The 9862-nt window shown below is 33.4% G+C and carries 6 protein-coding genes and 1 pseudogene; 6 read left to right on the forward strand and 1 reads right to left on the reverse strand.

The features are described 5' to 3' along the window. Positions 1-25 precede the first annotated feature (25 nt). The gene (locus AA089_RS08375) at positions 26-3364 is read right to left on the reverse strand and encodes a reprolysin-like metallopeptidase (RefSeq protein WP_046756505.1); all 3339 of its coding nucleotides are present in this window, start codon (positions 3362-3364) and stop codon (positions 26-28) included. A 222-nt stretch (positions 3365-3586) separates the two neighbouring features. Between AA089_RS08375 and AA089_RS08380 the strand changes: the two genes are divergently transcribed. The 6 genes and pseudogenes from AA089_RS08380 to AA089_RS08405 form a co-directional block, all read left to right on the forward strand. Next, the gene (locus AA089_RS08380; protein ID WP_046756494.1) at positions 3587-4519 is read left to right on the forward strand and encodes a bifunctional riboflavin kinase/FAD synthetase; all 933 of its coding nucleotides are present in this window, start codon (positions 3587-3589) and stop codon (positions 4517-4519) included. Beyond that, positions 4509-5915 (forward strand): HTTM domain-containing protein, encoded by a 1407-nt coding sequence (locus AA089_RS08385; protein WP_046756495.1) that lies wholly within the window; start codon positions 4509-4511, stop codon positions 5913-5915. The genes AA089_RS08380 and AA089_RS08385 overlap by 11 nt, the downstream gene beginning before the upstream one ends. 281 nt (positions 5916-6196) lie before the next feature. Beyond that, positions 6197-7510: a tyrosine-type recombinase/integrase gene (locus tag AA089_RS08390; RefSeq protein ID WP_046756496.1), complete on the forward strand. Its 1314-nt coding sequence runs from the start codon at positions 6197-6199 to the stop codon at positions 7508-7510. Between the two features lie 61 nt (positions 7511-7571). Then, positions 7572-7994: a hypothetical protein gene (locus AA089_RS08395; protein WP_046756497.1), complete on the forward strand. Its 423-nt coding sequence runs from the start codon at positions 7572-7574 to the stop codon at positions 7992-7994. Positions 7995-9174: 1180 nt separating this feature from the next. Further along, positions 9175-9354: a hypothetical protein gene (locus AA089_RS08400; RefSeq protein ID WP_046756498.1), complete on the forward strand. Its 180-nt coding sequence runs from the start codon at positions 9175-9177 to the stop codon at positions 9352-9354. Further along, positions 9354-9862, forward strand: a pseudogene (locus AA089_RS08405) (hypothetical protein); the annotation flags it as partial. The gene AA089_RS08400 and the pseudogene AA089_RS08405, both read left to right, overlap by 1 nt.

A 9862-nucleotide genomic window follows, 5' to 3' on the forward strand; every position in this document is an offset into this window, starting at 1 on the left:
AATACATCAATAAATTGTCGGTTTTTTATTGAATAATTATCTTCTTCACACTTACGCGTTCGCCATCATTTACACGAACTATGTACATTCCAGCGGAAGCTGAACTTACATTTAATTCTTCATTAAAATTTGATGTAGTACTGTCATATTTTTTCTCAAAAATTGAACGCCCACGAATATCAAATACCGTAATAGTTACTTTTTCTGTTGAACTTGATGTAAAGTTTACTGTAAATCTTCCCTTTGATGGATTTGGCCAAATAGCGAAATCTTCAATCGTTGCATCAGTTACCGATAATGTGTTTTGAACATCTATACGGTAATCTTCTACCTCAGCATCTGCCCCATTTTCACATGACGTTGGATATACAATATTATTTCTTGCAGTATATTTAGTAGATACACGCATGGTAGTACTTCCTTCCAATGCGGTAGCAGGAACAGTAATCATCATTCCAGAGTTTGCAGTTGCTCCATTAGGAATATTATCTGCTTCTCCTAAGTCATATTCTTCTCCTGGATCATCAAAACTACAGTTCTGATTCCAATCAATCCACACTATAGTTTGTGTACGGTAGTTTCCGTCTGTATTTGCATTTACAGTAATTGGATACGATTGCTCTTTCGTAACATTTGCAATATCTGTTGCTGTGTAATCGCTATAACCAGAAGGCTTCGCAGAAATTCTGTTAATATCACTAAAATTAACTAATGTGGTACTCGTTGCAAAATCAGTATTTGCGACAGAAGCACACACAGAACAGGTTTGTGTTGTAAATGAATACGTGTTAGAATAAGTTGTAGCTACACAATCGTTTGAAATGGCAACTCTCCAGTAATAGGTAGTTCCTAAGTTTAAGCCTGCTGGCGAATAACTTGTTCCTGTTACAGTTCCTGAGGCTATAATGTTTGAAAAACTAACATCTGTGGCAACTTCTACTAAATAATCATTTACAAAAGAATTTGCTGTCCAAGTCAAACTCGTTGATACTGGTATATTTGAACCTGAATTTGAAGGCGAAATTAATGAAACAGGTGTTAAACTTCCTGGAAAAACATTTAACAAAACATCTGCTCCTCTAGTAGTTGCACCAGAAGTTCCTTGTGCTGTAAATGTATAATTGCCCGCAGTTACCGATCCTGATCCAGCTATCGTTAAAGTTACCATTGTTCCATCTGCGGAAGCAGACGTAGGATTAAAAGTAGCCATTGCGCCTGCTGGTAAGTTTACGGTAGAAAAGTTAGTCGTACCACTAAATCCGTTAAAAGCGTTATAGGTAAATGTATATACTGCATTTGCTGGCTGACACGCAGTTTCGTCATTATCAGCAAATACTAAAGCAAAATCAGGTTCTACTAAACTAAAATTACTTGAGTTCATCGCGTAGAAAATATTTCCTGCGCCTTCAACAATAATTCTAGCTTGGTTTGTTGGTGCCGTAATTGGTACTGTAATCGTGTGCGAACCATCATTTGGTACATTAGTAGCCAATGTTGTTGGAAAAGTTGCACCGCCATCTGTTGATAATAAAATATTCACATTTGAAGTGTTAACAGGAGCTGCGTCTGTATTTGCTACATTCCATGTTATAGTTTGGCTCGTTCCCATTTCCCAACTTACGTTAGAAGCCTGAGACGTTACGGTAAATGGTCCTGCTGATGTTGTCACTTGAATTGCTGTCAAATCAAAACTAGACTGTCCGCCTAATCCTGTTGCAGTTGGTTCTCTATCACGAACGGTCAGTGCCCAATTCATAGTTCTATTTACGGTTGCAACAGTTTCCCAAGGACTATTTATCGTAGGGTTTGTTTGTGTCAACTGTCCAGAAGCTACGCTACTCAATTTTGGAATATATCTGTCTGGTGAACTTGTAGGAGACAATGATCTATTCATGGAACCGCTTGTTAATGTCGGTCCAAATGTGGTATTTGTTACTTGTCCACTATCTGTTTGCTCCCAGCAATACGTTAATGCATCTCCGCCGTCTGCATCGGTAGCACTTCCTCTTAACACGTAAGCAGTTCCTTGTGGAATTGTATAATCGCTTCCTGCATTAGCATTTGGTGGATTGTTTGCTAGCATTGGCGAGTTGTTCGCATTCCAACAGGTTTGTGTTTCTAAATTATCTAACACTTGTTTGATACTGTGATAGTGAAAATATGGATCACTATTTTGCTGCACATTATTAGCTCCTGTAATTCCTGCATATCCCATTATTGTAGATCCACTTCCAGGTTCTGCATTTACACCTGTTCCTTCTGTATTAAAAGCCCATGTGTGGTTTGCTCCCATTTGGTGACCAATTTCGTGTGCTACATAATCAACATCAAATGTGTCTCCTTCAGGAATTCCATCAGCTGGAGATGTATACGCACTTCCTTTTTCAGTATCTGTAGTGGAAGCTGTATCGTCAGTACAAACACAACCGATACAACCTGCATTTCCTCCGCCTCCAGAAGCTCCAAATAAATGCCCAATATCATATGCTGCATTTCCAATAGAACCTGTTAGGTAATTTTGCAGTTCAGTATTCCATGCGCCTCCAGTTCCAACGTTTGCATTGGAATATGGATCTGTATTTGCGTTGGTAAATACCAACGTATTATTATTTGCAATTAGTTCAAAAGTTACTGCCATATCTACTTCAAAAATTGCATTAACACGCGTCATAGAAGCATTAATTGCTGCCATGGCATCTGCAACAGTTCCTCCGTGGTATGCTGTATATTCTCCAGTTACAGAAATAGCAATTCGAAATGTTCGCAATACTTGATCGTCTGCATCTTCAGCGTGCGTGTCTACATCATCCACAAATCTATTTTGAACTTCGTCAATAGTCGTACAACGAAAAACGTTTGTGGTAGCTGTTCGTGCATCTCTTGTGTATACTACATACGTAGCATTCGAATGATCTGGTTGCATAAAAACAGTTGGTGCATTGATATACGAAATCATCGTTTGTACACCTTTGTGAGAAATACTCAAGCGCAATTGTGCTCCGTAATTTTCTTCACTATATCCTATATAGGATTTAATAGCGGGAAACGCTGCGGATAATTCAGGTGCAAAAACTGGCGCTTCATACATTTTAAAAGCTTCCAATCTTCCATCAATTCCTGGTACTTCAATAATTACATTTGAATCGTAGGTAAGTCCACGTAATGGCGCTTGTATCAAACGTTGTTTAAAAGTAGATTCGTCTAGTTCGTAAAAATGGACTTTTTCTTCGGATAAGTTGAATTTTGAAACGATTTCAGAATTCGTTACGGCTTCTTTTTTTGTCCAGTCATTATTTTGAGCGACTCCAAGAGTGGCGTTCAAAAATAAGCACACAAAGAAACCAAAGCATAAAACTTGCTTCATAGGTTTTTTTAGATTAGGGGTTATTAATTTGACTGCCAAAAATTGACTTTTTTTAGAAATTGACATAATTTTTTCCTTTTTTTTCGATAATTAAAGGATATGGAGCGATGAAATATTTATTTTTATCTACGAAAAGATTCTTTTAATAGATCTTAAGATTATGATTGTAATTACTATTTTTATGATCGGAATTAAATAGCTTTACAAAAAATACATTTGAGCGTGAATACCATAGATTTTTTTGACACATACAAAGCCGAAAATCCATCCGCAATAACCATTGGAACGTTTGACGGTGTTCATGTGGGACACAAAAAGATTATTGAAAATCTTATTGAAAAATCTGATGGACTTTCCACAACCTTGCTTACCTTTTTTCCGCATCCGCGAATGGTTTTACAGCAAGACACAAACATCAAACTAATAAATACTATTGATGAACGCATTCAACTTTTAAACGAAACAGGATTAGATACGCTCATTGTATATCCGTTTAGCAAAGAATTTTCTAGATTGACGGCAAAAGATTTTGTGCGTGATTTATTGATTGATCGATTGCATCTAAAAAAAATCATCATTGGATACGATCATCGTTTTGGAAGAAATAGAACAGCAAATATTGACAACTTACGTGAATTCGGAACAATTTTCGAATTTGAAGTTGAAGAAATTAAAGCCAAAGAAATTGATGATGTAACGATAAGTTCTACCAAAATTAGAAAAGCACTGAACGAAGGCGATATTAAAACCGCAAATGCGTATCTTGGATATGAGTTTATGCTTACAGGAATTGTTACTTCGGGAAAAGGCTTAGGGAAAACAATTGACTTCCCAACGGCAAATATTCATATTAAAGAAACCTATAAATTAATTCCGAAACAAGGTGTATATCTTGTCAAAAGTACAATTAAAGACACCACCGTTTTTGGCATGATGAATATTGGCACAAACCCAACTGTACAAGGAAAAACACAAACTATTGAAGTACACTTTTTTGACTTTACAGAAGATATTTATGATGAAACCATTCAAGTATCATTGTTAACGCGCTTGCGCAATGAGCAAAAATTTGATTCAGTAATAAAACTGCAAGAACAATTGCAAAAAGACAAAACACAATCCTTAGCTTTAATTGAAACCTACAATGCTCAATAAATTTCTATACAAACAAGTAGACAATACTGCGCTCGTTGTGTTTCGAGTGTTTTTTGGGTTACTTATCGGTTTAGAAGGATTTGGAGCTATTGCAACAGGTTGGGTAAAACGTACCTTTATTGAGCCCGACTTTACATTTCCATTCATAAGTGCGGAAGGTTTTCTTGCACCAATGCATCAACTACTAAAACAACCGTTGTTAAATTTCCATGTATTTGGATTGGACATGGCTGAGTTTTCCTATGGATTCTATTTTTACTTCGCAATCATGGGAATTTGTGGTTTTCTAGTCATGCTCGGATACAAATATCGCTGGAGCATGGGAGCGTTCACACTACTGTGGACCTGTGTATATTTGATGCAAAAAACCTCATACAACAATCATTACTACTTATTAGTATTGCTGTGTATTTTTATGTGGATTGTTCCGGCACATCGTTATTTTTCAATGGATGTAAAACGAAATCCGGCACTTAAAAAAATCTCCATGCCCAATTGGTGTTTGTGGATTTTCATTTTACAATTATTCATCGTATATACATATGCTTCGATTGCCAAAATGTATCCCGATTGGTTTTCAGGAGAAGTTGCCAAAAACTTAATGGCAAGCAAAAAATCACTACCAATTGTTGGCGAATTTTTACAGCAAAACTGGATTCACTATTTGCTAACTTATGTTGGTATAGGTTTCGACTTGTTAGTCATTCCGTTACTACTTTGGAAACGCACACGCGTTTTTATCTTTATCTGCTCTATTGTATTTCACTTGTTCAATTCGTTTGTACTGCATATCGGAATTTTCCCGTACATGTCATTGGCACTGTGTATTTTCTTTTTTGAACCAGAAACCATTCGAAATATCTTCCTAAAAAAGAAAGAAGTATACAAAGGAAACGAAATTATTTTATCGTCATACAGAAAAATACTCATTCCGCTATTTGCTGTGTATTTTATATCACAAATACTATTGCCGTTGCGTCATTGGACGTTTCAAGATGATGTATTGTGGACAGAAGAAGGACATCGTTTAAGTTGGCGCATGATGTTGCGTTCCAAAACTGGATACTTACACCTAAAAGTAGTAGACAATGCAACTGGAGTTACAACGATTGTAAATCCTGCAACATATACAACCAAAAAACAAGCCAAAAGAGTCGCTGTAAAACCTGATATGTTATGGCAATTTGTGCAATTTCTAAAACGTAAATTTGCTGCCGAAGGCAAAGACGTTCGTATTTACGCCGTAGGTCGTGTCCGTGTAAACAATCATCCGTATCAACAACTCTTTGATCCTACGGTAGATTTAGCCCAAGAAGAATGGTCGCACTTTTCGCATCATACGTGGTTATTACCTTTTGAAAGTAAGTATAAAAAGACCGAAAAAGATCCAAAATAGCCAAACTTCGAATTCCAATTACGAAAGCCAAAAAATACTACGCCAATTCTGTTAATTTGATTATTTTTGTCGCTTAATTAATTCGTGCGTTAAGGATAGAGGCGACATCCTTTTATCGTCAGTTCGAGTGATTTTGTTTTTTTTGAAACAAAATAGTATCGAGAACAAGATAAAAGATACAGCCGAAAGCTTTACCTATCACGTTTTGAAAGCAAATATATAAAAATAGCTGTAATGTCAGTATTCGTAAGTGTTTTTCTTATTTTGAAAACACAAATTTTATGTATAATTTTAATGACATTTTACAAAACGAATACGTTATCGAATACAGTTTGAAAGGAAAGAAAGATTATTCAGAACCAAAAATTTATGATGCAGGAGGAGATTTAAACAAACGTTGGTACGTTTATTATTCCTATCGTGATCCCAAAACTAACAAATTAAAAAGACAGCCACCTATTTACAAAGGAGCAAATCGCTTTAAAACCAAAGCAGAACGCTATGAAATCCTGATGGCATATAAACTTGCTTTGAAAAAATTACTTTCTAAAGGTTATAGTCCTTATGAAAACTTTAAAGTTACGGATGCTAAAATAGATAAAGAAAAACAAGACTCTGCTAAGGAAAATAATCCAGCATTTAAAGCAACTAACTATACGACTATTGAAGCATTAGAGTTTGCTATTGAGCAAAAAGAAGCTTATTGGTCTGCTCGTGCAAAAATTACTATAAAAGGACATCATAAAAGATTTGTAAATTGGTTAAAGGAAAATGAATTAGACACTATCAACATTAAAGATTTAAAGCGTCGTGAAATTGCGGTCTTTCTAAATTCTTTAAAAAAATATAACAAACAAAAAGTACTAACGAATGAACCTGTAAGTGCTAAAACCAGAAATGGTTACAGGACATCTTTATCACTTTTATTTAATCAACTTGTTAGTGATGATATATTGGAATATAATCCAGTAAAAGCTATCAAGAAACTAAAAGAAAGACCAAAAACACACAAAGCTTACACCGATCAACAAGTTGATAAAATGCGTAACTACATGGATGAAAACGATCCGTATTTGAGAAAGTTTACCCAATTTATCGCTTATGCCTTTTTAAGAAATGTGGAAGTTTGTAGGCTTAGGGTAAAAGATATTGATCTTAAAAATAGAAGATTGTATGTTCAAACTAAAACAGAAGCACAAGAAATTGTGCCTATTATTGATAATTTAGCCAGCGTCATTGAGCAAATGGAACTCCATAAATACAAGCCAACAGACTTTTTATTCACTAATAAGGAACAATGTGGACAATGGAGTACCACTGAGAAAGCTAAAACATATTTCTTTTATCGCAGGTATGCAGATATGAAAGAAGCTTTGAAGCTTGATGAAGATCAGACCTTATATTCTTTTAAGCATACTGCGGCATCCAATTTATATAAATCTTTGGCTTCTGAAGGAAAAGCAGACGAACAAGTGCTTACTGAACTGATGAGTTTTACAAGGCATAAAACCAAATCACAGCTTCGCAAATATTTAAGAGGTATTGGTGCATCGTTGGCAAAAGATTATTCTAATAAATACACGATTGATTTTTAGAGTGTTAGATTTATTGATATCTTAGACAAGCATCTATGAAAATAAATTAATTGATATTTGCATGAAATTAATTCCAGAGAAAATGATTCCTGATTATGGTAAAGAAGTCTATGAAAAAGTAAGTCATATTACTGGGTTGAAATTCAAATCACAAATAAAAAATAGCGGGATAGTTTTTGAAGAAATTTTTGAAATGACTAATCTAATCTCTAATAAAAAAAATTATTTAGTATACACAAATGCTTCATCTATTTGGTTTACAAACAGAGAAGACTTTATAAAACAGTTCATTATTTTGATAAAAAAGAGTATTGAACAGTTGAATGCTGACTATCAAGAAGTTTTGGTACGACAAAATCAAGCAATAGTAGACGATAATTGGATTTACTTAGAAAATGAAAGAATCGGGTATACTGGAGATAAGCAATTAAAATTGCTAAACAAAATGCGTGAATATCGTGATGAATCACTTTCTGTAGATTGATTTTTTTAACCTTTATTCAAGTGAAAAGGTTAATTAATTATAAGTTTCTCATTTGAACTATAAATTAAATGATAATTCCAAATATGAACTTTTTTTACTGATCGCTTAGTGATAAGTAATTTTTAGAAAAACTATTCGCTAAGCGATTAGTAAATACATTTTGTATTTTTAAATTCATAAAAAACCTTCTTGCATTTCAATCTAAATTGAACATGATCTTTCTTTAAAAAAGCATTCACTTTTCCAAACCAATTTGCTCAAACTCGCGTTTTGCTCTTTTTTATTGTACTACTTCATTTTTAAAAACATAAGAAAAAGATTATTTTTTGCTATGTTTTTAATCATTTTTGAAACTTTTTTTCAAAAAAAAATTACAGCTTGATTAATTTTTCTTCTCAAAATTGATTTTCAAAATATTTCTCAATTGTTAAAATAAAGTAAGAATATACTTTCTATTGTAGCTTTTGATTAAAATCTAAAATTCAAAACACTGATATTCAATTAGTTAAATTTTCACATGTATTTTTAAGTCACTTTTAGGTAAAAAAGAAGTAAAAAAAGAGTAAAAAAGGTGGAAAATAAAAGTAAAAAAGAAGTAAAAAAAGAGGCAAAGTTTAGTACAACTTTATGTAAATATTTAGGAAACTTTACGTAAATATTAAGTCATTTTTAGATCATTTTTAAGTCAACTTTCTGTAAATAAGTGATTTGTATTTTTTAAAATTCACCCCTTTTCGTTTTTGTCTGTAGTTTTTGAATGAAAAATTAGCTAGATTTACTACAAGTCAAATGAAAAGAATTAGTAATCCCGTAAGTAGTTAAAAACATAAAAAAGAACCTGCTTACCCATCAGAAAATATTTTGTAAACCCCTTAAAATAATTATTAGTTAAAAGAACAAAAATTGCATCATCCATACAATCTATGTGATTGTAAAAAAACATTAATTTTTTTAGATACTAAAAGAAGTTACCAACTCTTATTGATACTACATCATATTTCTCTACACATGATGTAGTCAATGCTAGCTTTTGTCACAATTACAAAGTTGCTTTACTGAGCGACCAAGACTTCTTTTGCCTGATTTTTAATAAGTCAGAATTGATTATCTAAGCTATAAAACTCATTGTTTTTTGTATTGATTTATGGTGATTAACTAAAAAAACAAAACAACAGCATAATTGAAAGCAGAAACTGTATATAACGTAATTCAAGCATTGAGCGCAGATGAAAAGCTGCGGCTTTATGGTATGCTTGATTTACAAAAAGTGACTGCTAAGAAACCTAAGAGAAGAAAGAAAAAGTTAATCTCTGTAGCATCAGCTATGGATGATTTGCTGGTTAATACGTTTAATAAATAATGAGCATCATTCATTTTTCAACTGTTTTTAAAGCGCTTGATGTTTTTGTAGAAAAACACAATGCTTTTTCTGATGATCTTTCAAGTCGTTTGCGTCAACCTGTGATTGCAACAGCTAGAGAGATTATTAGAATTTATGGTGCTTCATTATTTAAAGCTAGTAAAAAAGCTGGTTTTGATACTGCTTCTATTCCACCCTTAGCAACAAATAACGTACAGTTGGCAAAGATTTCTCACGTAAGTACCAGAACTATTAAAAGACATCTTAAAAAACTTTTACAAGCCAATGTTATCATCGAGAAAATTAATTATGGTCGTAAGGCAAATTATGAACTTTATTTAAACCCTAAGATACTGTTGATAAACAGTGAAAAAGCTGTCAATAAGACAACAAATCAAAAAGAAAACGAAAAAACAAAAACAACTGATAATCAGTTTTTTAAAAAAGATTATCAGACAAGTTGTCCCCAAACAGACGCTAGTAACAATAGTTACATAAATAATATATT

Source organism: Kordia jejudonensis, assembly GCF_001005315.1.
Classification (GTDB): Bacteria; Bacteroidota; Bacteroidia; order Flavobacteriales; family Flavobacteriaceae; genus Kordia; species Kordia jejudonensis.